Genomic DNA, 24165 nt, shown 5'->3' with positions numbered 1-24165 from the left:
GGTCGGGTGCACGCCCTGCGACGCTGGTGGCACGACACCGCAGGCGGGCTCCCCGCCACCTTCTGGTACCTCTGGGCCGGCCTGCTGATCAACCGGGCCGGCGCGTTCGCCATGCTGTTCCTCTCGCTCTACCTCACCGACGTTCGCGGAGCAAGCGTTGGGATGGCCGGCACGGTCGTCGGCGCGTACGGGGCCGGCGGGGCGGTGGGCGTACTGCTCGGCGGGGTGCTTGCCGACCGGTGGGGCCGTCGGGCGACCCTGCTCGTCGCACACCTGGCCACGGCCGGTCTGATGGTGGCGCTCGCCTTCAGCCGGCCCCTGCTCCTGATCGCGGCACTCTCCGCGCTCGTCGGCGTGGTCCACTCGATGCCCAGCCCGGCGTTCGTCGCGGCGATCGTCGACGTGGTGCCCGCCGAGCGCCGCTCGCGCGCGTTCAACCTCCAGTTCTGGGCGTTCAACCTGGGAATGGCGGTCGCCTCGTTGCTCGCCGGGGTGCTGGCCGAGGCGAGCTTCACCGCACTGTTCCTGGTCGACGCTGGCGCCACACTGACCGCCGCCGCCGTGATCGGCTGGAAGGTGCCGGAGACCCTGCGCCTGGCCGCTCCGACCGCCGACCTCCCGCCGGCCACCCGCCCGATGCCGAAGTCCCTCCGGCCCCGCCGACCAGGACTGCACACCGCCCTCAGGGACCGCACCTTCCTGGTCTTCGTCGGGCTCACCTTCGTGCTGGCCGTGCTCACCATGCAGACCTCGACGATCATGCCGCTGGCCATGCGCGCGGACGGCCTGGGCCCATCGGCGTACGGGCTGGTGGTGGCGCTCGGCGGCGCACTGATCGTGGTCGGGCAACTGTTCGTGCCCCGGCTGATCGACCGGCATCGTAAGGACGTCGTGCTGGCCGCCTCGACCGCACTGCTCGCGCTCGGCTTCGGGGTGCTCGCCGTCGCCGACGAGCTGGCCATCTACCTTGGTGCCGCAGTGGTCTGGACGGTCGGCTCGATGCTCGCCGCCCCGCCCAACGCGCAGATCAATGCCGACCTGGCACCGCCGCAGCTGCGCGCGCGGTACCAGTCGGTCTTCTACCTGACGTTCCCGGCCGCGGCCTTCATCGCTCCCACGCTCGGCGGGGTGAGCCTGCAGCACCTCGGCGACCGGCACTGGCTGATCGTGGGCGGGCTGGGCCTGCTGGCCGCGCTCGGGCACCTGCTCGCCGGGCCACCCCGGGAGCGGCACGTCGCCGCGCTGCACCGGGCCGCCGGCCGGGAGCCGACCACAGCCACGGACCGCGTGCCGACCGCGTAACCGCCAAACCCGGGTGCCCGGGACTTCCGGTAATCGCGGTCGGGTCATGCCCGCGGGTCGTTGGTCCGCCGGAGGTATGGCCACCCACACACACTGGCCAGGAGTGCCGCCCCGCAGACCCATTTCGCGCGTGTCCCATTGCTCGGCTCTGCTTCAACGGACGCGATACCACGTGTCCGGAAATCGAACGTCGGGTGTCGCGTGGGTGAAACAGAGTAAAGGATGCGGCGCAGGGTGGCCGCCTCGCGCCTCGACCCACAACCGCGTCCGAGCCCACGCCCCATCCATTTGCGGTTTCAGGGCGTGACCCGCGCCCCAGATGTGGGGCAGGTCTACATGCGCAAAGCGCCCACCACGTCCCGAAGGCCGTGGTGGGCGCCCGCCGGCGGGGCCGGCGGCGGCGGGCAACACTCACCCCCGTAAGCATCGCCCGCTCACGCCGCCGGTCCAAACAGGTGGGCACCGTCCCCCAACGGTTAATCCACCCGTCCCCTCGCGCCTCGCCTGGTGCACGGATCTGATCGATCCGCCGCTCCCCCGAACGTTTCCAAGCGTGGCGCGGTGCAATAAAGTTAGATCGCCCGGATTCTGGATTCAACCCAGAACGCTGTCTCGCCGGTCACAACTGGCGAGTATCCGCTGCTCGGGCCTCGGTCTTTGTTAACAGCGGCGTACCCGTCATCCATTCCCGCAAACACCTCAACCGTCCTCCCGATCAGGTGACTCGGTCCGGAAAAAGTTGCTCTGCCGGCCGTCGCGCATCTGTTCCTGATAAATCAGGTTCAGGCGGCGCAGGTCAAAGGTGTGGAACCACTCATCCCAGGTGATCTCGCGTATCCGGCTGCTTTCCCGGTAGCCGGGGATGTTAAAGGTCAACACACCCGCCCGGCCGTCCCGCTCGGTGCCGGCGATGGTCGCCGGCTTCGCCCCGCGCTCCCGGGCCCAGCGCTGGATCACCTCGTGATTCGCGGTGATCAGACTCCGTCCCGGCCGCTCGGGCCGGTCCATCACGGATGAGATCACCTGCGAGCTGCGGACCGACCGTCCGGTTCCCCGTCCGGTCCGGATCCCGCTGGCCGCCGTGCCGCTACCGGCCGACCGCGGCGCCGCGCGCTTGGCGGGCGTCGCGCGCTTCGCCGTGGTGCGCTTCGCAGGCGCCGCGCGCTTCGCCGTAGCGCGGCTTGCGGGTGCTGCCCGCTTCGCCGCCGGCCGCGCCGATGCCTTCTTCGCCGGGGCCTTCCGCGCGGGCGCGGTACGGGCCGTCGCCGTCTTGCGCGCGGTCGCCGTCTTGGGCGCGGTCGCCGTCTTGGGCGCCGTCGCCGTCTTGCGCGCGGTCGCCGTCTTGCGCGCGGTCGTCGACGTCGCCGCCGTCGTCCTCTTCGCTGCCGTCGACTTACGCGCGGCGGTCGCCTTCTTCGCGGCGGCCCGCTTCGCGGGTGCGCTCTTGTTCGCCGGCGCGGCCTTCGCGCGGCTCGGCGCCGCCCTGGCCGCCGACTTCTTCGTGGCGGCGGCCCGACCCGCCGACGCCCTGGTGCCGGTGGCCCGGCCCGTTGGACCGGTGCTGCTCCGACCTGCGCCGGCCCGCATCGAGCGCACCAACTGCTTCACCAGGTCGGGCTTGCGCAGTGCGGAGATCCCGGAGACCCCGCGTTTGCGTAGCTGCCCGCGGATGTCGTCCACCCGCATCCGGGAGATCTCCGACTCGGAGACTCCGGGAGTACCCGGCGTCTGGTTGCCGGCCTGTCGCTTCGTCCTGGTCGCAGTTGCGCCGCGACCTGAGCTGTTCCGCTGAGCCATGGGATGCTCCGCTCCTTGACACTCCGTCCTCGGCGCGCGGGGGTCCCTTGCCGCACCGCGCGGGGCGGCATACCCGTCAGGAGCAGTCCGAACCACCAGCCGACAGGCCGGGTCGGGGCCGAGCGGTCAGGCCGGGTCGGGGCCGGAGCCGGAGGGCTCGAAGAGATGGGCGAACGCGGCCAGGTTGGCGGTCGACTCGCCACGCTTGACCCGCCACTCGTACTCCCGCCGGATCGAACTGCCGAAGCCGATCTCCAGCATCGTGTCGAACGACTCGTCGGAGTAGGTGAGCACGGAGCCGAGCAGCCGGTCCAACTCGTCGGCGTCCACGCCGGCCGGGTTGACCCGACCGGTCAGATACACGTCGCCGACCGCGTCGGTGGAGAAGGAGACCCCGTACATCCGGGCGTTGCGCTGCAACAGCCAGGCCCACAGCTCCTCACGGCGCTCGTCCGGCTGGCGCATCACGAACGCCTCGATCCGCAGCGCGTGCTCACCGACGATCAGGTTGCAGACCGTCTTGAGCTTGTGGGTGCCCGGCAGGGTCACCGCGTACGAGCCGGGACCGGTCGACTCCCAGGCCAACTCCCGCTCGGCACAGACCGACTCAATCAGGATCGCAAGATCGCTCTTCGGGCTCACCGGACCCACTCTACGACCGACCCGGCCGGCGCACCGGTTGGCGACCGGCGCCCGCAGTCACCAGGAGCAGGAGAGCGCCGGGTCGCACGCCAGGTCGGCCGCGAGGCGAGCCCGGTGCGCGGCGGTCGCCTCGCCGTAGACGCCAAGCAGGCCGGCAACCGTCCGGTCCCAGGAGAAGTGCCGCGCGTGCTGCTCAGCGCCGCGGGCCAGCACCGCCCGGCGGGCCCGGTCAGGCAGCAGGCGTCCCAGCGCAGTCGCCCAGTCGACCGGGTCGTGCCCGTCGATGAGGACGCCGCTCACCTGGTCCCGCACAGCGGTGACCAGCCCGCCGACCGCGGCGGCCAGCACTGGCGTACCGCAGGCCTGCGCCTCGAGGGCGACCAGCCCGAACGATTCGTTGTGCGACGGCACCGCGACCAGATCGGCCGCCCGGTACAGGGCCGGCAGGTCGTCCCCGGTGAGCGGCGGCAGGAATCGCACCCCGTCGGTGACCCCGAGCCTGGCGGCCAGCTCGATCAGCGCGGTCGGCCGGTCCAGCCCACTGCCGCTGGGCCCGCCGCAGATCACCACGGTCACCTGGTCGGCCAGTGCCGGGTCGCGCTCCCGCAACGCGGCAACCGCGCGGATCAGCACGTCGGGGGCCTTGAGCGGCTGGATCCGACCGACGAAGGCAACGACGTACCCCTCGGCCGGCAGCCCCAGCCGGCGGCGCGCCTCGCGGGCAGCCGCGGACCGATCGCCCGACGCGGGTCGGAAGCGATCCAGGTCGACGCCCGGCTGCACCACGGAGACCCGGGTCGGGTCGGCGTCGTACCGATCGAGAAGGTCGGTGGCCTCGACCCGGGTGTTGGCGACCAGCCGGTCCGCCTCGGCGACCACCTGTTCCTCGCCGATCACCCGGGCCTTGGGCTCTGGCCGGTCGCCGGCCGCGAGTTGAGCGTTCTTGACCTTCGCCAGGGTGTGCGCGGTGTGTACCAGCGGCACTCCCCAACGCTCCTTGGCCAGCCAGCCGACCTGGCCGGAGAGCCAGTAGTGGGAGTGGATCAGGTCGTAGTGCCCGGGCGGGCGGGACGCCTCGGCGCGCAGCACCCCGGCGGTGAAGGCACAGAGCTGGCCGGGCAACTCCTCCTTGGTGAGGCCCTCCAGGGGGCCGGAGGTGATGTGCCGGACCTGCACGCCGGGTGCCATCTCGACCACCGGGGGCAGGTCACCGGAGGTGGCCCGGGTGAAGATCTCCACCTCGACGTTGGCCTCGGCGAGTCGCCGGGCGACCTCAAGGATGTAGACGTTCATTCCGCCTGCGTCGCCCGTGCCGGGCTGGTGCAGGGGGGAGGTGTGCACCGACAGGGTGGCGATGCGGCGAGGCCGGGGCCACGGTTGGGCACCGCGCTGACGACCGACACCGGTGTGCATTTCCGCCACATCCGCTCCTCTGTCACGGTAGATGCCGTCTCGCACGACCGGCGCTTCTCGGTCAACCCGTACGCCGGATGTCATCTTCCCCATCGGGCTTCGGAAATTCCCCAGCGCGCCCCCCCGGGGTGACGGACCTCATCACCAAACGCCCGTCAATCCGCCCCGACCGCCCGGTCGGGGTCGGCCGGGCGGTCGGGGTGACAATGTCGGGATGACCTCTGTCGCCATCGTCACCGGAGCGTCCAGCGGGATCGGCGCAGCCACCGCCCGCCGGCTCGCCGCCGAGGGCTTCCACGTGCTCGCCGCCGCCCGTCGCGCCGAGCGGCTCACCGAACTGGTCGGCGAGATCACCGCCGCTGGTGGGCAGGCCACCGCAGTGACCTGCGACATCACCTCGGACGAGTCGGTGGCCGGGCTGGCCGAGGCCGCCGCCCAGGCACCTGGGCCGGTCACCCTGCTGGTCAACAACGCCGGCGGAGCGCGCGGGCTGGACCCGGTGGAGTCCGGCTCGGTCGCCGACTGGCAGTGGATGTACGACGTCAACGTGCTCGGCACGCTGCGGGTCACCCAGGCCCTGCTGCCGGCGCTGGAGGCCTCCGGCTCCGGCACCATCGTGGTGGTCTCCTCCACCGCCGGCCTGACCGTGTACGAGGGCGGGGGCGGCTACGCCGCGGCGAAGCACGCGCAGACCGCCATCGCCGGCACACTCCGTCTGGAGCTGTGCGGCCGACCGCTGCGGGTGATCGAGATCGACCCCGGCATGGTGAAGACCGACGAGTTCGGGCTGGTCCGCTTCGAGGGTGACACGGAACGGGCGGCCGCCGTCTACGCCGGAGTGCCGGGGCCCCTGGTCGCCGACGACGTCGCCGACTGCATCGCCTGGTGCGCCACCCGCCCCGAGCACGTCAACGTCGACCGGTTGGTGGTCCGGCCACGGGCGCAGGCCGCCCAGCACAAGGTGCACCGGGTCAGGCAGTGAAGCGCGAGGAGTGAGCCGGGTTTGCGAGCCCCGCAGTCGCGAACATTGACTACGCAGTGAAGCGCGAGGAGTGAGACGGTATGAGCGGGGCGGCACGGCACCGGCCGCTCGGCGTGGTCACGAGGGGCACGACCAACCCGAACCGGCTGCGTCGGGTGGACAACTGGATTGTCGCCACCTGCGGCGACCGGCTGCTGGCGGCGGCCGACCCCCTGGTGGTCGACCTCGGCTACGGCGCCACCCCGGTAACCGCGGTGGAACTGCGCGCCCGGCTGGCGGCGGGGGTTCGTCCAGACGTACGGCTGGTCGGGCTGGAGATCGACCCGGCCCGTGTGGCCGCCGCGACGCCGGCCGCCGACCCACCCGGCCTGACGTTCGCCCGGGGTGGGTTCGAGCTGGCCGGGCTCCGTCCGGTGCTGGTCCGTGCGTTCAACGTGCTGCGCCAGTACGACGAGAGCGAGGTGCCCGACGCCTGGCGGACGATGACCGCCGCGCTCGCCCCGGGCGGGGTGCTCGTCGAGGGCACGTGCGACGAGTTGGGTCGGCTCGCCAGTTGGTTGCTGATCGACGCCGATGGCCCTCGGACGCTGACCCTGGCCGCGAAGCTCACCACGCTGGGCAGCCCTGCCGAGCTGGCCGAGCGGCTGCCCAAGGCGCTGATCCACCGCAATGTCCCCGGTGAGCCGGTGCACGATCTGATCCGCGCCCTGGACGACGCCTGGCAGGCCGCCGCCCCCTACGCCACCTTCGGCCCCCGCCAACGCTGGCTGAGAGCCGTAACCCGTCTCCGCGAGACCGGCTGGCCCATCCTCAACGGCCCCACCCGCTGGCGCCAGGGCGAGTTGACCCTCCCCTGGCCACCTCCCAGCACTTAGAGGGCGCAGTTGATGAGGACGGGTTCGGGGTGAAGGGTCACGCCGAAGCGGGCGTGCACGGTGTCGCGGATGGTGGTGGCGAGGGCGAGCAGGTCGACGGTGTGCGCTGTGCCGCTGCGGTTGGTGAGGGCGAGGGTGTGTTTGCTGGAGATGGCCACCCCGTCCGGCCCGGGGTGGCCCTTGGCGAAGCCGGCCTTGTCGATCAGCCACGCCGCGCTCACCTTGACCATGCCGTCGGCTCCCGGCCAGGCGGGCGGGTCGCCCAGCTCGGCGGCGCGCTCCAGGAACAGCTCGTACGTCGCCCGGTCGAGCACCGGGTTGGTGAAGAAGGACCCGACCGAGCGGGTGTCTGGATCGGTGGCGTCGAGCACCATGCCCTTGCCCGCACGCAGCCGCAGCACCGCCGCTCGGGCGTCGGCCAGTGGCACCTGGTCACCCACCTCGACACCGAGCGCCCGGGCCAGCTCCGCGTAGCGCACCGGACCGGAGAGCGGGGACGGGGTGAGCCGGAAGTCGACGGAGAGCACCACCCAGCGGTCCGCGTGCTTGAAGATGCTGCCCCGGTAGGCGAACCCGCAGTCGGCGGCGGGGATGACCTGGCGGGTGCCCTCGGCCCGGTCGTACACCTCGACTCCGGTGATCGTCTCGGCGACCTCCTGGCCGTACGCGCCGACGTTCTGGATCGGGGTTGCGCCGGTCGAGCCGGGGATGCCGGAGAGGCACTCCAGGCCGGCCCAGCCGTTGGCCACGGTGGCGGCGACCAGGTCGTCCCACGGCTCGCCGGCCTCGACCCGTACGGTGACCGACCCGGCGTCCTCGGCGACGACCCGCAGCCCACGGGAACGCACCAGGACGACGGTGCCGGGGAAGCCGGAATCGCCGATCACCACGTTGCTGCCGCCGGCCAGGATCAGGACCGGCTCGTTCGCGGCCAGGACCGCCCGGACGATCTCGTCGGCAGTGCCGGCGGCCACGATCCGCTCGGCCGGCCCACCCATCCGCAGAGTGGTGTAGCTGGCCAGTGGACCAGGGATGGCACGATCGGTTTCGGTTGTCGGCTGGGCGTAGGCGTCGGGCACGCCTTTCACCTTAGGCTGAGTGATAGCCGTGGCACCCACTGGTCGCCCGGCACCCCCGGGAGGATGGCGATGAGCAGACTGCAGGGCAGCAAGGATTTTTGGATCGGGGCGCTCCGGGCGGAGGGTCCTGCTTTCGCCGCGGCGGTGGCAGAGGCGCCGCCCGAGACACCGGTGCTGTCCTGTCCGGGCTGGACGGTCAACGACCTCACACTGCACCTCGCTGGCATCTACCACTGGGTTTCGTCGTTCGCCGGCTCCGGCCTGACCACCCGGCCGGCCCCCCGGGAGCGGATCGAGGCGGACCCGGGCGTCAGCCCGCTCCAGCTGTGGCAGCAGGGGTACGACAAGCTGATGACCCTTTTCGACGGGCTCGACCCGGAGGCCCCGGCGTGGAACTGGGCCCCGCAGCCGAAGAAGGCTGGTTTCTGGCCGCGTCGGATGGCGCACGAGACGGCTGTGCACCGCTGGGACGCCCAGCTCGCCATCGGCGCCGGCGACCCGGTGGAGGCGAAGCTCGCGGCCGACGGGGTGAGTGAGGTGCTGGACACCTGGCTGCCTGCGGGCCGGCGGCGGGTGCCGGGCGACTGGCACGGGGTGGTGCAGCTCTCCGCGACGGACGCGGCCCAGGAGTGGTATCTGCGGCTGCGCGGCGAGGGGGTGGCGCTGCTCGACACCGCGACCATCTTCGACCACGACGACCACCACGCGCGAGCACAGGTCAGCGGCACCGCGAGCGACCTGCTGCTGGCGCTCTGGGGTCGGGTGAGCTTCGAGACGCTGGACGTCGCCGGTGACCGCACCCTGCTCGACGGTCTGGGCACCGGCTGATCGTCGCCCGGAGCACGCGAACGAGGGCGTCACCCCCACGGGTGGCGTCCTCGTTCGCGTCGATGCCTTCATAACGAATCAGAACTGAGAGAGCGCTCTCTTGACAGCGCGGAGAGGATTCAGCACCCTGTCGAGAGAGCGCTCTCACATGCCACTCGCCACCACCCGACCACCCTGAGAGGGGTCCGAATCCCATGGCTGTCTTCCCGCGCCGCCGCCTCGCCGCGGTGGCCCTCGCCGCCGCCACCACCCTGCTCGTCACCGCTGGCTGCGGCGGTGCCGACGAGGCGGACGGGGACGGACCGGTCACGCTGACCGTCGACGTCTTCGGCCAGTTCGGCTACGAGCAGCTCTACCAGGAGTACATGAGCGCGCACCCCGACGTGAAGATCGTCGAACGCGGTGCCGGCACCAACCTCGACGAGTACTCACCGAAGCTGACCCAGTGGCTGGCCGCCGGCCGAGGCGCCGGTGACGTGGTGGCCATCGAGGAAGGCCTCCTGGTCGAGTACAAGGCCAACCCCGGCAACTTCGTCAACCTGCTCGACCACGGCGCCGCCGACCTCAAGGGCAACTTCCTCGAGTGGAAGTGGAACGCCGGCCTGACCGCCGACGGCAAGCAGCTCATCGGCCTCGGCACCGACGTCGGCGGCATCGCCATGTGCTACCGCACGGACCTGTTCGCCAAGGCCGGCCTGCCCACCGAGCGGGGCGCGGTCTCGAAGCTCTGGCCGACCTGGCAGGACTACATCGCCACCGGGGAGCGGTTCGTCGCGGCCAAGACCGGGGCGTCCTTCCTCGACGCGGCGACCAACACCTTCAACACCATCCTGCTGCAGACCGCCGGCAACACGACCGGCTACAGCTACTACGACACCAACGGCAACGTCGTCGTCGACAGCAACCCTGCCGTACGGCAGGCGTGGGACACCACCATGGACATCGTCGACTCGGGCCTGTCCGGAAAGTACGGCTCCTGGTCCGAGGAGTGGGTCTCCGCCTTCAAGCAGTCGAAGTTCGCCACCATCGCCTGCCCCGCCTGGATGACCGGTGTCATCGAGAGCAACTCCGGCCCGACCGCCCAGGGCAAGTGGGACATCGCCCAGGTGCCCGGCAGCGGCGGCAACTGGGGCGGCTCGCACCTCGCCGTGCCGAAGCAGAGCAAGCACCAGGCCGAGGCGATCGAGCTGGCCAAGTTCCTGACCAGCGCCAAGGGCCAGATCGGGGCGTTCAAGGCCAAGGGCCCGCTGCCCTCCTCGCCGCAGGCGCTCGACGACCCGGCGATCACCGGCGCGACCAACGCGTACTTCTCGGGGGCACCGGTCGGCACCATCTTCGGCACCGGCGCGAAGAGCCTGAAGCCGGTCTACATGGGCCCGAAGAACCAGGCCGTCCGCACCGAGGTGGAGAACGCCGTACGCACCGTGGAGCTGGGCCAGCGCAACCCCAGCCAAGGCTGGACCGACGCGCTAACCAACGCGAAGAAGGCCGCCGCGAAGTAGCCCCTTCCCCACCCCCGCGCCGATCTAGGGCGAATCGTCGTGATCAGAGATCAACTGGCCGCGATATGCCCTAGATCGGCGCGGGGGTGGGAGGGCCGAAAGGAGTTTTTCGGGCATGACCGTTCAGCTTGACGCGCGTCCGCCGGTCGCACCGGCATCCGGTGGCCACCGCCGATCGCTGGGTCGGTTCAGCCGGCTCGACAACCGGCTCTCGCCGTACCTCTACATCGCCCCGTTCTTCCTGCTCTTCGCAGTCTTCGGGGCCTACCCGCTGGCGTACACCTTCTGGGTTTCGCTGCACGACTGGGATCTGCTCGGCACCGACCACCCGTTCGTGGGCGCGGCGAACTACACCCAACTGCTGGCCGATGCCGACTTCTGGCACGCGGTGGTCAACACGCTGGGCATCTTCGTCATCTCCACCGTTCCGCAACTGCTCGCCGCGCTCTGGCTGGCCAACCTGCTCAACCGAGGGCTGCGGGCCCGGACCGGCTGGCGGATGGCGGTGCTCGTCCCCAACGTGACCTCCACCGCCGCCGTGGCGATCGTGTTCGGGGTGCTCTTCGGCCGCGAGTTCGGCATGATCAACTGGCTGCTCGACCTGGTCGGGGTGGACCCGATCGGATGGAAGACCGACCGGTTCGCCTCCTGGGTGGCCATCTCCGCCATGGTCGACTGGCGGTGGACCGGCTACAACGCGCTGATCCTCCTGGCCGCGATGCAGGCCATCCCCCGCGACCTGTACGAATCGGCGGCGATCGACGGCGCCAACCGGGTCCGGCAGTTCTGGGCGATCACCGTGCCGCTGCTCAAGCCGACGATCATCTTCTGCGTCATCATCTCCACCATCGGCGGGTTGCAGCTCTTCACCGAGCCCCGGCTGTTCCACTCCGGCACCAACCCGATCCGAGGCGGCTCGCTCCGGGAGTCACAGACCGTGACCATGTACATGTTCGAGAACGCCTTCGCACCGCACTACAACTTCGGGTACGGCTCAGCCGTGGCCTGGCTGCTCTTCGCGCTCATCGCGATCGTGGCGGCGGTCAACGTGCTGGTCCTGCGACGCATGGGCGGCGGATCGGGACCGAATTTCGGGAAGGGAGCGGGACGATGAGCCGGCTCTGGCGGGCCAGCCCGCTGACGTACCTGGCCCTGGTGATGGCCGTCGGGATGTCGGTCTTTCCGATCTGGTGGATGTTCGTGGTGGCCAGCCGGTCCAGCGACGCGATGGGTCAGCTGCCGCCGCCGATGACACCGGGCGGGAACCTGGGAGCCAACATCGCCCGGCTGTTCGACAACGCCGACGCGTACTTCCTGACCGGCCTGATCAACTCGACGATCGTGGCCGGCACGGTGACCGTCTCCGTGGTGTTCTTCGCCAGCCTGGCCGGCTTCGCCTTCGCGAAGCTACGGTTCCGCGGCCGCAACGCGCTGCTGTTGGCGGTCATCGCGACAATGATGATCCCGACCCAGCTCGGTGTGATCCCGCTGTACATGCTGATGACCCGACTGCAGTGGAACGACCGGCTGCCCGCGGTGATCGTGCCGGCTCTGGTCACCGGGTTCGGGGTGTTCATGATGCGGCAGTACGCCGGCCAGGCGGTCAGCGACGAGCTGATCGAGGCCGCCCGGATGGACGGCTGCGGCACCGCCCGGATCTGGTGGCACGTGGTGGTACCCGCGCTGCGCCCCGCCGCCGCCGTGCTCGGCCTGCTCACGTTCATGACCACCTGGAACGACTTCCTGTGGCCGTACGCTGTGCTGAACGATCCGGCAAATCCGACCGTGCAGCTCTCCCTGCGGGCACTGTCGGACGGGTACTACCAGGACATGTCGCAGGTGTTCACCGGGACAGCCATCGCGACGCTGCCCCTGCTACTGGTCTTCGTGTTGTTCGGCCGGCAGATCATCGGCGGGATCATGGAAGGTGCGGTCAAGGCGTGAATGGGCTCCGTTTTCCCGAGCATTTCCTCTGGGGGGCGGCCACCGCCGCGTACCAGATCGAGGGCGCGGTCCGCGACGACGGTCGCGGTCCGTCCATCTGGGACACCTTCAGCCGTACGCCGGGCAAGGTGTACCAGGGCCACACCGGCGACGTCGCCTGCGACCACTATCACCGGTACGCCGATGACGTGGCGCTGATGGCCGAGCTGGGGCTGCGGGCGTACCGTTTCTCGGTCGCCTGGCCGCGGATCCAGCCGGACGGCACCGGCCCGGCCAACCCGCGCGGGCTGGACTTCTACGACCGGCTCACCGACGCCCTGCTCGACCGGGGGATCGACCCGATCGTCACCCTCTACCACTGGGACCTGCCCCAGACCCTGGGCGACCGTGGCGGCTGGACCAACCGGGACACCGCCGAGCACTTCGCCACCTACGCCACGGCGGTGTACGCCCGCCTCGGCGACCGGGTGGACGTGTGGACCACGCTCAACGAGCCGTGGTGTGCGGCCTACCTCGGTTACGGCAACGGGGTGCACGCTCCGGGCGAGCAGGATCCGGCGGCGGCCTTCACCGCCGTACACCATCTGCTGCTCGGGCACGGCCTGGCGGCGCGGGCGCTGCGGGCGGCCGGCGCGCGCAGCGTGGGCATCACCCTCAATCCGGCCGACGTGCGGCCGGCCGACCCGCAGAGCGCGGCCGACGCCGCCGCGGTCCGCCTGGTCGACGGTCTGCACAACCGGATCTTCCTCGACCCGCTGCTGGCCGGTGGTTACCCGGACGACGTCCGCGAGCATGTGGCACGCATCGTCGAGCCGACGTTCATCCGGGACGGCGACGAGAAGCTGATCGCCGCCCCGATCGACCTGCTCGGCATCAACTACTACGCCCCCGGTTACGTGGCAGGCCGGCCCGACGGTGCCGGTAACGACGCGTACCCGGGCACCGAGGGCGCGGTGCACTTCCTCCCGCCGACGGGGCCACTCACCGACATGGGCTGGATGATCGAGCCGGCCGGGCTGACCCGGCTGTTGGAGCGGATCGCCACCGACTACCCCGGGGTGCCGCTGCTGATCACCGAGAACGGTGCGGCGTTCCCCGACAAGCCGGGCGCCGACTCGCCCAACGGGCCGACGCAGGTCATCGATGCCGATCGCATCGCCTACCTCGACGGGCACCTCCGTGCCGCACACGAGGCGATCTCCCGGGGCGTGGACCTGCGCGGTTATCTCGTATGGTCATTCCTGGACAACTTCGAGTGGGCGGAGGGTTACCGCAAGCGGTTCGGGATCGTGCACGTCGACTACCTGACCCAGCGGCGCACACCGAAGGCCAGCGCCCGGTGGTACCAGGAGGTGATCTCCCGGAACGGGCTGTGACGAGCGGGGGGGGGAAGGCGCGATGACGACAGCGCAGCGGCCGACGCTCGAGGCGGTGGCGGCACGGGCCGGGGTGTCCCGGGCCACGGTGTCCCGCGTGGTCAACGGCTCCACCACCGTCGCCGAGCCGATCCGGGAGGCGGTCACCCGGGCAGTCGCCGAGTTGGGGTACGTCCCCAACCTCGCCGCCCGCAGCCTGGTCACCCAGCGCACCGACTCGATCGCCCTGGTCATGCCAGAGGCGGCCACCCGGGTCTTCTCCGACGACCAGGTCTTCCCCGGCATCATCCGTGGCGTCAGCCAGGAGCTGGAGGCGGCCGACAAGCAACTGGTCCTGATGCTCGCCGGTTCGCCGGCCGGGCATCAGCGGGTCGAGCGGTACACCACCGGCCGGCACGTCGACGGGGTGCTCTTCGCCTCACTGCACGGCGCCGACCCGCTGCCCGGCACGCTGGCCCGGCTCGGCATCCCGGTGGTGTGCAGCGGCCGGCCGCTCGGCGACGTGCCCGTGCCGTACGTCGACGTCGACCACGTGGGCGGGGTGACCGCAGCCGTACGACACATGATCGACAGCGGTCGCCGGCGGATCGCCACCATCGCCGGGCCGCAGGACATGGTCGCCGGAATCGAACGGCTCAGCGGTTACCGCACCACGGTCGCCGACGCTGGGCTGCCCGAGATGATCGCCGTCGGCGACTTCACCCGGGAGTCCGGCTCGGCGGCGATGCACCGGCTGCTCACCGAACACCCTGACCTGGACGGGGTCTTCGCCGCCTCCGACCTGATGGCGCACGCCGCTATGCGGGCGCTGCGCGAGGCCGGTCGGCGGGTGCCGGAGGACGTCGCGGTGGTCGGCTTCGACGACATCGAGACCGCCGCGTACACCGAGCCGCCGCTGACCACCGTCCGGCAGCCGATCGTGGAGATCGGCCGCCGGATGACCCGCCAACTGCTCCGGCTGGCCGCCGGGGAGACCATCGAGCAGGCGGTCATGCTTCCCACCGAGCTGATCCGACGCGACTCCGCCTGAGCGTGGTCGTCGATGGGCGGACGCGGCACTGCTCCGCTCGACGCTTTATTTGCGTCGCTCTGGCGTTCCATCGTCGTTAGCCTCGCGGTCATGCCGGATCCCGTCGCGCTGCTGCACGTCCCTGTCCTCTCCGATGTCGCCGAGTACGCGTACGCGGCCACTGTCGAGCCACCCGCCCGGCTGGTCTTCACCGCTGGCGCGTGCCCGCTGGACGCCGAGGGTCGCGTCGTCGCACCGGGCGACCACGTCGCACAGGCCCGGCAGGTGACCGCCAACCTGGAAACCGCCCTCGGTGCGGCCGGCGCCCGACTGACCGACGTCGTCAAGACCACCGTCTACGTGGCGTCGTCCCAGCAGGCCGACCTGGTGCAGGTCTGGGAGGTGGTGCGGGACTTCTTCGGCGACCACGACCCGCCCAGCACGCTGCTCGGGGTCGCCGTGCTCGGCTACACCGAGCAACTCGTCGAGGTCGAGGCCGTCGCCGCCGTCCGGATGGAGGCCTGACATGCGGATCCGTGTGGCGCAGCCCGACGACGCCCCAGCCGTGGTGGCGCTCCGGACGATGGTCTACCCGTACCTGGTGCGCGGGGTCGAATCGACCCGGAAGATGATCGCCGAGCCGGTACCGGGCAGGGACTGGGCCGCCTTCGTGGCCGAGGTCGACGCCCAGATCGTCGGATGGGTGACGGCGCAACGCAACGATTCGACCTCGACCGCGGGTTTCGGCGACATCTCCCTGCTGCACGTACACCCCGAGCACCGGCGGCGCGGCATCGGCACCGCGCTGCTGACGACCGCGACAGGTCACCTAGCCCCGCTGGGGGTCCACCGGCTCCGCGCCTTCGCCCAGCCGGAGGCGCTGCCGTTCGTCCGTCGGCACGGCTACGAGCCCAGTCGCGAGCTGCGCTTCTCGGCGCTCGACCTGAATCCGGCACCCGCGCTGCCCGACCCGCCACCGGGCGTACGGCTGCGTCCGATCGCGGAACTGGACCCGCACCGGCTCTACGCGGCGGACGTGGCCGCGGCGCTGGACGAGCCGGGCGACGTACCGGTCGACTCGATCAGCTACGAGAACTGGCTGTACGACGCCTGGGACAACCTGGGCCTGGACAAGGAGGCCAGCACCGCCGTCGAAGTCGACGGGGAGGTGGCCGCGTTCAGCCTGGTGAAGCGGGACGGGGACCGGATGTGGTCGGACTTCACCGCCAGCATCCCGGCGTACCGGGGGCGTGGCCTGGCCCGACTGGCCAAGACGGTGGCGCTGCACCGGGCCGCCGCGAACGGCGTGCGCGTCGCGTACACCTCGAACGACGAGGCGAACGGGCCGATGCTCGCGATCAACACCCGGCTGGGCTACCGCCCGGTGGCAGCCGAGTGGTCCTGCCTGGCAGACCTGACCTGATCAACAGGCGAGAGTGGACCTCCGCCAGGAGCCCGTTCCTCAATAGCGATCGGCCCGGCGCGAGCGGCGGGCCAGGGAGAGCCACCCGAGAAAACGGGTGTGCATCACGGCGAGATCCGGACGGCCACCCAGGCCGTACATGTCGTCGACAGCCTCCTGCACCGAGCAGGCCAGGTAGAACGCCAGAGCGATCGAGTGACCGTAAAACTCGATGACGCACGGGCAGCGTAGTCGCACCGACTGGGTTCGCTGGTGCGCGAGTAACGCCCGTCGACGCGGTGCCGCTCCGGCAAGCGATATACCTCTGAGGTATGAATATGACTCCCTGGTATACGGCTCACCAGCGACACTCTTACCCGAGAGGGCACCGAGGCCGCGACCGCCACCAAATGATCAAGCTAGAAGATCGGTGCCGACGAACACCAGGGCGATTTCCATGTCAGCTCTCGTCGATCGGTTGGCCGAGCGATCGACGGGCCAGCAGGGTGGCACCGGCGACCGCCGCCGGCATGATCAGCACCGCGCCGAGCGGAATGAGGAAGCAGAGGAAGACCGCCACCCCGAAGCCGAGCGCGGTGGGCCGGTCGGCCTTCAGGATCGTCCGGCGCTGCGGCAGACGCATTCCGCGCCGGTAGAACGGGGCCCCGACCAACTCCACGGCGAGAAACCAGCCGCCCACCGCCGCCCCGATCACCGGAACGACCGTCTGGCCGATCACCGGGATGAAGCCGGCGAAGAAGAGCGGGATGCCGACCAGCACCGTGAGCGCCACCAGGCGTAGCGAGTCGGCGACGCTACGGCGTAGCGACGACCAGAAGGGCACGTCCACTGCGCCCGGCGTGCCCCCGTACCGCTGCTCGACCTGCTCGGAGATCTTCTCGTAGAACGGGTCGCCGATGACCAGGGTGACCGCGGTGAAGGTGAGCACTCCGAGCAGGCCGCCGACCCCCAGGAAGGCCAGCCCGGCGATCACCCGGACCAGGCCGCGGGTGGTGCTCGACCAGTCGTCGGCGAACGGGGTGACCAGCGCGGCGAGGTCGTCCACGAAGTACACCAGGGTCGCGAGCGCGGCCACGAAGAGCGCGCCGGAGATCAGTGCCGGCACGACGCCGAGCAGCATCAGACCGGGGCTGCGAACATAGAGACCCAGCCCTCGCAGGAGCAGCCCCGCCCCGGCGAAGAAGCGTCCGACGACCCCGGTCACCGGGCTGGCGATTCTGCTGACGTCCACGATCGAGCAGCCTAGCGAGCGGTGATCGGATCCGCCGGGCGGAGCGCTAGCAGCGACTCGTCTCGTCCACATCAACCGGTTGACGGACGGACACGATCAACCGGGGACGCCGGTGATCTTCGCCGACCGGTCGATTCGCCGCCGGGCCACCTCGACAACCCTTGAGGGGTACGAAGCCAGCGGCGGAAGGGCGGCGCGATGCCGGTCATCGAGGTGACCAAACTGCACAAGCGGTACGGCGATCTGGTGGCGGTGGACGACGTGTCGTTCGCGGTCGAGGCCGGGGAGATCTTCGGTGTCCTCGGCCCCAACGGTGCCGGCAAGACCACCACCGTGGAGTGTGTCGCCGGGCTGCGCGTCCCCGACGGGGGCGGGGTGTCGGTCCTCGGGATCGACCCCCGAGGGGACGCGGCCCAACTCCGGCAGCGGGTCGGGGTGCAACTTCAGGAGAGCCAACTGCCGGACCAACTCCGGGTGGCTGAGGCCCTGGAGCTGTACGCGTCGTTCTACCGCCGCCCGGCCGATCCGGCCAGGTTGATCGAGAGCCTGGGCCTCGGCGAGAAACGGAACACCCCGTACAAGAAGCTCTCCGGTGGTCAGAAGCAGCGGCTGTCGATCGCGCTGGCGCTGATCGGCAACCCGGAGATCGCGATCCTCGACGAGCTGACCACCGGGCTGGACCCGCAGGCTCGGCGGGACACCTGGGGCCTCATCGAGCAGGTGCGGGACACCGGAGTGACGATCGTGCTGGTTACTCACTTCATGGAGGAGGCGGAGCGGCTCTGTGACCGGATTGCGGTGATCGACAGGGGCCGGGTGGTCGCGCTGGACACCCCGGCGGGCCTGGTGTCGGCGGTGGCGCCGGAGCAGCGGGTTCGGTTCCGGCCGTCCGCCCCGGTCGACGACCGGCTCCTCACCGACCTGCCCGAGGTTTCCGGTGTGAAGCGCACCGGCAGCCAGGTGGTGGTGACCGGGACCGGTGAGTTGCTGCACGCGGTCACCTCGGTGCTCGCCCGCAACCAGATCGTCGCCGCCGACCTGCGGCTGGAGCAGTCCACCCTCGACGACGCGTTCGTCGAGCTGACCGGGCACCGGCCCAACGCCTGAGGGAGAACGGACATGCACGCCTTCGGGCAGATCCTGAAGATCGAGACACGGCTCTTCCTGCGGGACTTCGGCTCGCCGCTGACCACCATCGCGTTGCCGCTCGCGCTGCTGGTGGTGTTCGGGCTGATCCCGTCGACACGTCAGCCGGAGACGCAGTTCGGCGACCTGTCCTTCATCCAGTATTTCGCCCCCTCACTGCTGGTGATCACGCTCGCCATGTCGGCGGTCAACATCCTCCCCACGGTGCTGGCCACCTACCGGGAGCGTGGGGTGCTGCGCCGGCTGGCCACCACCCCGGCCAGCCCGGCCGCGCTGTTGGCCGCTCAACTGCTCATCTCGCTCGCCACCATCCTGGTCAGCGCCGTGCTGCTCGTCGCGGTGGGCCGGTTGGCGTTCGATGTGCCGTTGCCCCAGAACCCGCTGGGCTTCACACTGGCCCTCCTCCTCGGCACGGGGGCCCTGCTGGCGCTCGGCCTGCTCGTGGCGGCGGTGGCGCGGACGGCAAAGTCGGCACAGGCGATGGCCGTGCCGCTGTTCATGGCGGTCATGTTCTTCGGTGGCGTCTACGTACCCCGGTTCCTCCTGCCGGACTTCCTGGTCCGGATCGGCGACTACACGCCACCCGGGGTGCAGGCATTGCTCGATGCCTGGACCGGGGAATCGCCACACCTGTCGCACCTCGGGATAATGGCGGCGGCCGCCCTGCTGGCGGGTGTGGTGGCGGCGAAACTGTTCCGCTGGGAATGAGCGGGGGTCCGATGGTCACCACCGTCGAGCAGGTCGACCGTCTGGCCGCCTGGGAGACCCGGGAAGCGGGCCTGCACCGGTTGGCGCCGTACCTCGGGCTGGCCGTCGGAACGCTGCTCACCACCGCCGCGCCAGCGCCGGGGGGCGTCTCGTTCGTCCCCCACCTGTTCGTCGCCGCGGCGACAGCGGCCTGGATCGCCTGGTTCGTCACCCTGCACCCCGGCTGGGCGATCCGGCGCGTGCTGATGGTGGTCTACTACCTCGGTTTCCTCACGTTCAGCGCCATCCTGGTGCTCGACAGTCCGTGGTACGGCTTCCTCGCGTGGAGCGGTTTCCTGCACGCGTTCGCGCTGCCCGGCAACTGGCGGTTCGCCGGGGTGGCCGTGTCGGCCGTGCTGGTCACCACCGCGCAGAGCGGGGGCCTGCCGTCCACACTGCCGCACTGGCTGCTCTGGGGTGTGCTGGCGTTGTTCAATCTGGGTCTGGCCGGTGCCGTGACCTGGTTCAGCACCGTCAACGACCGGCAGCACGCCTACCGCAAGCAGTTGGTTGAGGAGTTGGCCGAGACGAACCGCCGGCTGGCCGAGACGATGCGGGAGAACGACGGACTGCACGTCCAGTTGCTCACCCAGGCCAGGGAGGCCGGGGTGACCGACGAGCGGCAGCGGATGGCCCGGGAGATCCACGACACCCTGGCGCAGGGTCTCACCGGCATCATCACTCAACTGGAGGCGGCCGGGGTGGCTCGGGACCGGCACGCCGACTGGCAGCGGCACGTGTCGAGGGCCGTCACCCTGGCCCGGGAGAGCCTCACCGAGGCGCGTCGCTCGGTGCGGGCAGTCCGCCCCGAGGCGCTGGAGGGCACGCGGCTGCCCGAAGCGCTGGCGGAGCTGACCGAACGCTGGTCGACGATCAACGAAATCCGCGCCGAGGTCAACGTCACCGGCGACGCCCGCCCGCTGCACCCGGAGGTCGAGGTGACCCTGCTGCGGACCGGCCAGGAGGCGCTGGCCAACGTGGGCCGGCACGCCAAGGCGACCCGGGTCGGGCTCACCCTGTCGTACATGGGGGACGTCGTCACCCTGGACATCCGGGACGACGGGGTGGGCTTCGCCGTCGACGACCTCACCGCGCTGGACCGACCCGACGGCGGGTACGGACTGACCGTCATGCGGCAGCGGGTGGCCCGGGTCGGCGGCGAGTTGGCCGTCGAGAGCGAGCCGGGCATCGGCACCGCCGTCTCAGCCTCCGTGCCCGCGCTCGCCGGGAGCGCCGGATGAGCGGGCCGATCCGGCTGCTGATCGTCGACGACCATCCGGTGGTGCGCGACGGGCTGCGGGGGATGTTCACCGGCGACCCGGGGTTCGAGGTGGTCGGTGAGGCGGCGGACGGGTCGGAGGCGCTGGCGCTGGTCGCAACGCTCCGGCCGGACGTGGTGCTGATGGACCTGCGGATGCCCGGGATGGACGGGGTGACCGCCATCCGGCGGCTTGCTCGCTCCGGCAGCGCCGCCCGGGTGTTGGTGCTCACCACGTACGACACGGACGCGGACGTGCTGCCGGCCATCGAGGCCGGTGCCACCGGCTACCTGCTCAAGGACACGCCCCGCGACGACCTGGTCCACGCGGTACGGGCCGCCGCCCGGGGTGAGTCGGTGCTCGCGCCGAGCGTCGTCGGGCGGCTGATGGGGCGGCTGCGCGCGCCGGTCGAGGAGGCGCTCAGCCAGCGTGAGTTGGAGGTGCTCACCCTGGTGGCCCGCGGTGCCTCCAATCGGGAGGCCGCGGCTCGACTGTTCATCAGCGAGGCCACCGTCAAGACGCACCTGCTGCACGTGTACGCCAAGCTCGGGGTCAACGACCGGGCCGCCGCGGTGGCCACCGCGTACGACAGAGGGCTGCTGACCCCCGGCGGGCGGTGAGCGGGGCCGGGCAGGATGGGCGGATGCGCGCGTCCCGATTGATCTCGCTGTTGTTGCTGTTGCAGACACGCGGGTCGATGACCGCGGGCGAGCTGGCGCGGGAGCTGGAGGTCTCCGAGCGGACCGTCTACCGGGACGTGTTGGCCCTCTCCGCCGCAGGCGTGCCGGTCTACGCCGACCGGGGTCGGGCCGGTGGCTACCGCCTGCTCGGCGGCTACCGAACCAGACTGACCGGGCTGACCCGGGACGAGGCGGAGGCGCTCTTCCTCGCCGGGCTACCCGGGCCGGCCGGCGACATGGGGCTCGCCGACGCGGTCGCCGCCGCCGAGCTGAAGGTGCTCGCCGCGCTGCCACCGGCCCTGCGCGACGCCCCGGCCCGCGCGGGGCAGCGGTTCCACCTGGACGTGCCGGGCTGGTTCCGGGAGACCGCGCCACCACCCCGACTCGCCGGGTTGGCCCGCGCGGTCTGGGGGGATCGGGTGGTGGAGTTGCGCTACCGACGCGGCGACCGGGAGGTGACCCGCCGGGTCCACCCGTACGGGCTGGTCCTCAAGAGTGGTGTCTGGTATCTGGTCGGCCGGGTCGGCGACAACGGGCGCACCTACCGGGTGGACCGGATCACCGGTGTCGAGGTGAGCGAGGAACATTTCGAGCGTGACGAGGGCTTCGACCTGGCCGGGCACTGGCGCGAGCAGGCCGGGTCGTTCCTGCGGACCATGCTGCGGGCCGAGGTCACCGTGCGGCTCAGCCCGGCCGGCCTGCGCCAGCTCCGGCACCTGGTCGATGCACCCTTCGTGTACGACGAGGTGGTCGCCACCGCCGACGAGCCCGACGGGCAGGGGTGGGTCGTAACCCGGCTGCCGGTCGAGTCCGTCGAGGTGGCGTACCACCAACTGCTGGCGCTCGGCCCCGAGGTGGAGGCCCTCGATCCACCCGAGCTGCGGCAGTTGTTCGCCGAGGCGGCCGACCGCCTCCATGCGCTCTACCGGTAACCGGTGACGTCCGACGGCTTGCCCGCGTCGACCACCTCGGTGATGTACCGGAAGCCCTCGGGCTGGCTGCCGTCGACATCGGTGAACCCGTACACCTTGGACAGCGTGCCCGCGTCGACAGACTTGCCGTTCCAGCGGGCCTTCTCCTCGTCGGCGGCGAGCGCGGCCACCGCGCGGCCGACGAACGCCGGGGTCTCCGAGATGAGGAAGTTCGGATCGGTGGCCCCGCCGTCGCGCCAGTTCTCCTCGGTCACGCCGAAGTGCTCCAGCATCGCCTCCGAGCGGATCCAGCCGGGGGTGAGCGCCACCGCCGTGCAGCCGTGCGGCTTCAGCTCGTGCGCCTGGCTGAACGCGAGCCGGGTGACCGAGACCTTGGCCAGGTCGTAGAAGACCGAGAGCCGGTAGTTGTCGTCGTTGTACGCCTTGGTGCCGTCGCCCATCTCCACCACGAGGCCGCCGGGCTTACGGATCAGCAGCGGCAGGGCGAAGTGACTGGTGATGATGTGCGTGTCGATGGCCAGTCGCAGGGTGCGAAAGCCGGCGTCCAGCGGCTGCTCCCAGACCGGCTTCTCCCAGGTGACCAGCGGGTCGCCGCCCCAGATGTCGTTGACCAGCACGTCGAGTTGGCCCTGCTCGGCGTCGATTCGGGCGACCAGGTCGCGGACCTGTTCGGGCACCAGGTGATCGACCTGAACGGCGATGCCCGTGCCGCCTGCCGCGGTGACCAGCTCGGCGGTCTCCTCGATGGTCTCCGGCCGGTCCATCTCGGAGCGGCCGGCCCGGGTGCTGCGGCCGGTGGCGTAGACGGTGGCTCCGGCCGCGCCGAGCTGGACGGCGATCTGCCGCCCGGCACCCCGGGTAGCGCCGGCGACGAGCGCGATCTTTCCGATTAGCGGTTGTGTCATGCCAGCGACGTTGTCAGGAATACCTGACAACCGCCGTCCGAATTCCGGACCGGGCTGGCACAGCTCACCGCATCATGGCGAGGAGCTTCTCCACCGTGTTCCAGTTACGCACAGTGCTGGGTGGACCATCCTTGATCTTGCCCAGGGCCTTCATCAACGGGCTGTCCCGCAGCCCGGCCGGGCACCAGATGTACATCTCGGTGCCGTCGACGGCATATCGGTCCGCGCCGCGTTCGGCGCCGGCCAGCTCGTCCTCGATCGGCCTGCCGAGCGATCCGCCGAGCCCTGCCGAGGTTGATGCCCCGAAGAAACACCGCGTAGCGGGCCTTCCCCGTGGCTCCGAGGCCTCCCATCAGTCAACCAGGCGGACGCGGACCCTGCGGTTGGCTCGGCCCTTGCTCTCCACCTTGACCACCTGCACCTTGCCGATCTGGGCGGTCGAGGCGACGTGGGTGCCGCCGTCGGCCTGCACGTCCAGCCCGACGATGTCGACGATCCGGACCTCCTGCTCGTCCGGCGGAATGAGGTTGGACTGGGTGCGGATGATGTCCGGCAGGGCCAGTGCCTCGGTGCGCGGCAACACCCGTACGGCGACCGAACGATCGGCGGCCACCTCGGCGTTGACCAGCTCCTCGATCCGGCTCTTGAAGTCGGCCGGCACCTCGGGGAGGTTGAAGTCCATCCGGGCCTCACCCGGCTCCATCGAGTTGCCCGTCACGAGTGCGCCGAAGTCGCGGAACACCACGCCGCAGAGCACGTGCAGCCCGGAGTGGGTACGCATCAGTCGCGTGCGGCGCTCATCCTCCACCGCGCCGACGACCTCGGTGCCGACCGGCGGCAGCGGGTCCCCCTCGGCGGGGATGAGATACGGGTCGTCGCCCTTGCGGGTGCCGACGATTCGGGTCTGCACGCCCTGCCAGAGCAGCACGCCGTGATCCGGCGGTTGACCCCCGCCGCCCGGATAGAACGCGGACCGGTCCAACACGATGCCCTGCTCCGGGTCGGCATGCAGGACCGTGCAGGTCCACTCGCGCAGGGTCGGGTCGGCGAGATCGAGACGGTGTGTCCGGCCGTGCTGTGTGACGCCCATGAC

At 70.9% G+C, this 24165-nt stretch carries 25 protein-coding genes; 16 read left to right on the top strand and 9 right to left on the bottom strand.

Annotated elements, in window-relative coordinates; genetic code table 11:
• The first annotated feature begins 6 nt into the window (after positions 1-6).
• On the top strand, positions 7-1302 hold the full coding sequence (locus tag ABZT18_RS13215) for an MFS transporter (protein ID WP_354994411.1): 1296 nt from the start codon (positions 7-9) through the stop codon (positions 1300-1302).
• Between the two features lie 699 nt (positions 1303-2001).
• On the opposite strand, the gene ABZT18_RS13210 is transcribed toward ABZT18_RS13215, so the two are convergent.
• From ABZT18_RS13210 to mshA, 3 genes are all read right to left on the bottom strand, one after another.
• Entirely contained in the window at positions 2002-2988 is a 987-nt protein-coding gene (locus tag ABZT18_RS13210; protein WP_354994683.1) for a hypothetical protein, read from the bottom strand.
• Positions 2989-3225: 237 nt separating this feature from the next.
• Positions 3226-3741, bottom strand: a complete 516-nt coding sequence (locus tag ABZT18_RS13205) for a YbjN domain-containing protein (protein WP_354994412.1) — start codon at positions 3739-3741, stop codon at positions 3226-3228.
• A gap of 57 nt (positions 3742-3798) precedes the next feature.
• The gene (mshA, locus tag ABZT18_RS13200) at positions 3799-5268 is read right to left on the bottom strand and encodes a D-inositol-3-phosphate glycosyltransferase (protein ID WP_354994684.1); all 1470 of its coding nucleotides are present in this window, start codon (positions 5266-5268) and stop codon (positions 3799-3801) included.
• A gap of 100 nt (positions 5269-5368) precedes the next feature.
• Here mshA and ABZT18_RS13195 point away from each other — a divergent pair, with 100 nt between their 5' ends.
• The gene (locus ABZT18_RS13195) at positions 5369-6136 is read left to right on the top strand and encodes an SDR family oxidoreductase (protein WP_354994413.1); all 768 of its coding nucleotides are present in this window, start codon (positions 5369-5371) and stop codon (positions 6134-6136) included.
• A gap of 80 nt (positions 6137-6216) precedes the next feature.
• Complete coding sequence (locus ABZT18_RS13190) at positions 6217-7011, top strand: class I SAM-dependent methyltransferase (protein WP_354994414.1); 795 nt, start codon at positions 6217-6219, stop codon at positions 7009-7011.
• On the opposite strand, the gene ABZT18_RS13185 is transcribed toward ABZT18_RS13190, so the two are convergent.
• Positions 7008-8045, bottom strand: coding sequence for a UDP-N-acetylmuramate dehydrogenase (locus ABZT18_RS13185; protein WP_354994685.1), 1038 nt, complete (start codon positions 8043-8045; stop codon positions 7008-7010). The genes ABZT18_RS13190 and ABZT18_RS13185 overlap by 4 nt on opposite strands.
• A gap of 114 nt (positions 8046-8159) precedes the next feature.
• Here ABZT18_RS13185 and ABZT18_RS13180 point away from each other — a divergent pair, with 114 nt between their 5' ends.
• From ABZT18_RS13180 to ABZT18_RS13145, 8 genes are all read left to right on the top strand, one after another.
• Positions 8160-8918 (top strand): maleylpyruvate isomerase family mycothiol-dependent enzyme, encoded by a 759-nt coding sequence (locus ABZT18_RS13180; RefSeq protein ID WP_354994415.1) that lies wholly within the window; start codon positions 8160-8162, stop codon positions 8916-8918.
• Positions 8919-9112: 194 nt separating this feature from the next.
• Entirely contained in the window at positions 9113-10420 is a 1308-nt protein-coding gene (locus tag ABZT18_RS13175; RefSeq protein WP_354994416.1) for an extracellular solute-binding protein, read from the top strand.
• A 115-nt stretch (positions 10421-10535) separates the two neighbouring features.
• Positions 10536-11534 carry a sugar ABC transporter permease gene (locus ABZT18_RS13170; protein ID WP_354994417.1) on the top strand — a complete coding sequence of 333 codons (999 nt, stop codon included), beginning with the start codon at positions 10536-10538 and terminating at the stop codon, positions 11532-11534.
• Complete coding sequence (locus ABZT18_RS13165; RefSeq protein WP_354994418.1) at positions 11531-12364, top strand: carbohydrate ABC transporter permease; 834 nt, start codon at positions 11531-11533, stop codon at positions 12362-12364. The genes ABZT18_RS13170 and ABZT18_RS13165 overlap by 4 nt, the downstream gene beginning before the upstream one ends.
• Positions 12361-13740 carry a GH1 family beta-glucosidase gene (locus tag ABZT18_RS13160; protein WP_354994419.1) on the top strand — a complete coding sequence of 460 codons (1380 nt, stop codon included), beginning with the start codon at positions 12361-12363 and terminating at the stop codon, positions 13738-13740. The genes ABZT18_RS13165 and ABZT18_RS13160 overlap by 4 nt, the downstream gene beginning before the upstream one ends.
• A 22-nt stretch (positions 13741-13762) precedes the next feature.
• Positions 13763-14770 carry a LacI family DNA-binding transcriptional regulator gene (locus tag ABZT18_RS13155; protein ID WP_354994420.1) on the top strand — a complete coding sequence of 336 codons (1008 nt, stop codon included), beginning with the start codon at positions 13763-13765 and terminating at the stop codon, positions 14768-14770.
• 90 nt (positions 14771-14860) lie between these two features.
• Positions 14861-15274: a RidA family protein gene (locus tag ABZT18_RS13150; RefSeq protein WP_354994421.1), complete on the top strand. Its 414-nt coding sequence runs from the start codon at positions 14861-14863 to the stop codon at positions 15272-15274.
• Position 15275: 1 nt separating this feature from the next.
• Complete coding sequence (locus ABZT18_RS13145; protein ID WP_354994422.1) at positions 15276-16172, top strand: GNAT family N-acetyltransferase; 897 nt, start codon at positions 15276-15278, stop codon at positions 16170-16172.
• Positions 16173-16211: 39 nt separating this feature from the next.
• Here the strand turns inward: ABZT18_RS13145 and ABZT18_RS13140 are convergent, their stop codons facing one another.
• Positions 16212-16409, bottom strand: coding sequence for a hypothetical protein (locus ABZT18_RS13140; RefSeq protein WP_354994423.1), 198 nt, complete (start codon positions 16407-16409; stop codon positions 16212-16214).
• Between the two features lie 202 nt (positions 16410-16611).
• Positions 16612-17403, bottom strand: coding sequence for an EI24 domain-containing protein (locus ABZT18_RS13135; protein WP_354994424.1), 792 nt, complete (start codon positions 17401-17403; stop codon positions 16612-16614).
• 198 nt (positions 17404-17601) lie between these two features.
• Between ABZT18_RS13135 and ABZT18_RS13130 the strand changes: the two genes are divergently transcribed.
• From ABZT18_RS13130 to ABZT18_RS13110, 5 genes are read left to right on the top strand one after another with little or no spacing between them, the layout of a single operon-like run.
• Positions 17602-18510 (top strand): ABC transporter ATP-binding protein, encoded by a 909-nt coding sequence (locus ABZT18_RS13130; RefSeq protein WP_354994425.1) that lies wholly within the window; start codon positions 17602-17604, stop codon positions 18508-18510.
• 12 nt (positions 18511-18522) lie between these two features.
• Positions 18523-19257: an ABC transporter permease gene (locus tag ABZT18_RS13125; RefSeq protein WP_354994426.1), complete on the top strand. Its 735-nt coding sequence runs from the start codon at positions 18523-18525 to the stop codon at positions 19255-19257.
• Positions 19254-20537 carry a sensor histidine kinase gene (locus ABZT18_RS13120; RefSeq protein ID WP_355251408.1) on the top strand — a complete coding sequence of 428 codons (1284 nt, stop codon included), beginning with the start codon at positions 19254-19256 and terminating at the stop codon, positions 20535-20537. The genes ABZT18_RS13125 and ABZT18_RS13120 overlap by 4 nt, the downstream gene beginning before the upstream one ends.
• Positions 20534-21175, top strand: coding sequence for a response regulator transcription factor (locus ABZT18_RS13115; RefSeq protein WP_354994428.1), 642 nt, complete (start codon positions 20534-20536; stop codon positions 21173-21175). The genes ABZT18_RS13120 and ABZT18_RS13115 overlap by 4 nt, the downstream gene beginning before the upstream one ends.
• A gap of 23 nt (positions 21176-21198) precedes the next feature.
• Complete coding sequence (locus ABZT18_RS13110) at positions 21199-22167, top strand: YafY family protein (RefSeq protein ID WP_354994429.1); 969 nt, start codon at positions 21199-21201, stop codon at positions 22165-22167.
• Here the strand turns inward: ABZT18_RS13110 and ABZT18_RS13105 are convergent.
• The 3 genes from ABZT18_RS13105 to ABZT18_RS13095 form a co-directional block, all read right to left on the bottom strand.
• Positions 22158-23072: an SDR family oxidoreductase gene (locus ABZT18_RS13105; protein ID WP_354994430.1), complete on the bottom strand. Its 915-nt coding sequence runs from the start codon at positions 23070-23072 to the stop codon at positions 22158-22160. The genes ABZT18_RS13110 and ABZT18_RS13105 overlap by 10 nt on opposite strands.
• A gap of 64 nt (positions 23073-23136) precedes the next feature.
• Positions 23137-23268, bottom strand: coding sequence for a hypothetical protein (locus ABZT18_RS13100; protein WP_354994431.1), 132 nt, complete (start codon positions 23266-23268; stop codon positions 23137-23139).
• A gap of 156 nt (positions 23269-23424) precedes the next feature.
• A complete protein-coding gene (locus tag ABZT18_RS13095) occupies positions 23425-24162 on the bottom strand; it encodes an alanyl-tRNA editing protein (RefSeq protein ID WP_354994432.1) in 738 nt (245 codons plus the stop codon).
• Between the last annotated feature and the right edge of the window lie 3 nt (positions 24163-24165).

Source organism: Micromonospora sp. NPDC005291, from assembly GCF_040607415.1.
Lineage (GTDB): Bacteria > Actinomycetota > Actinomycetes > Mycobacteriales > Micromonosporaceae > Micromonospora.
This window is presented reverse-complemented; position numbering and strand designations above follow the sequence as displayed.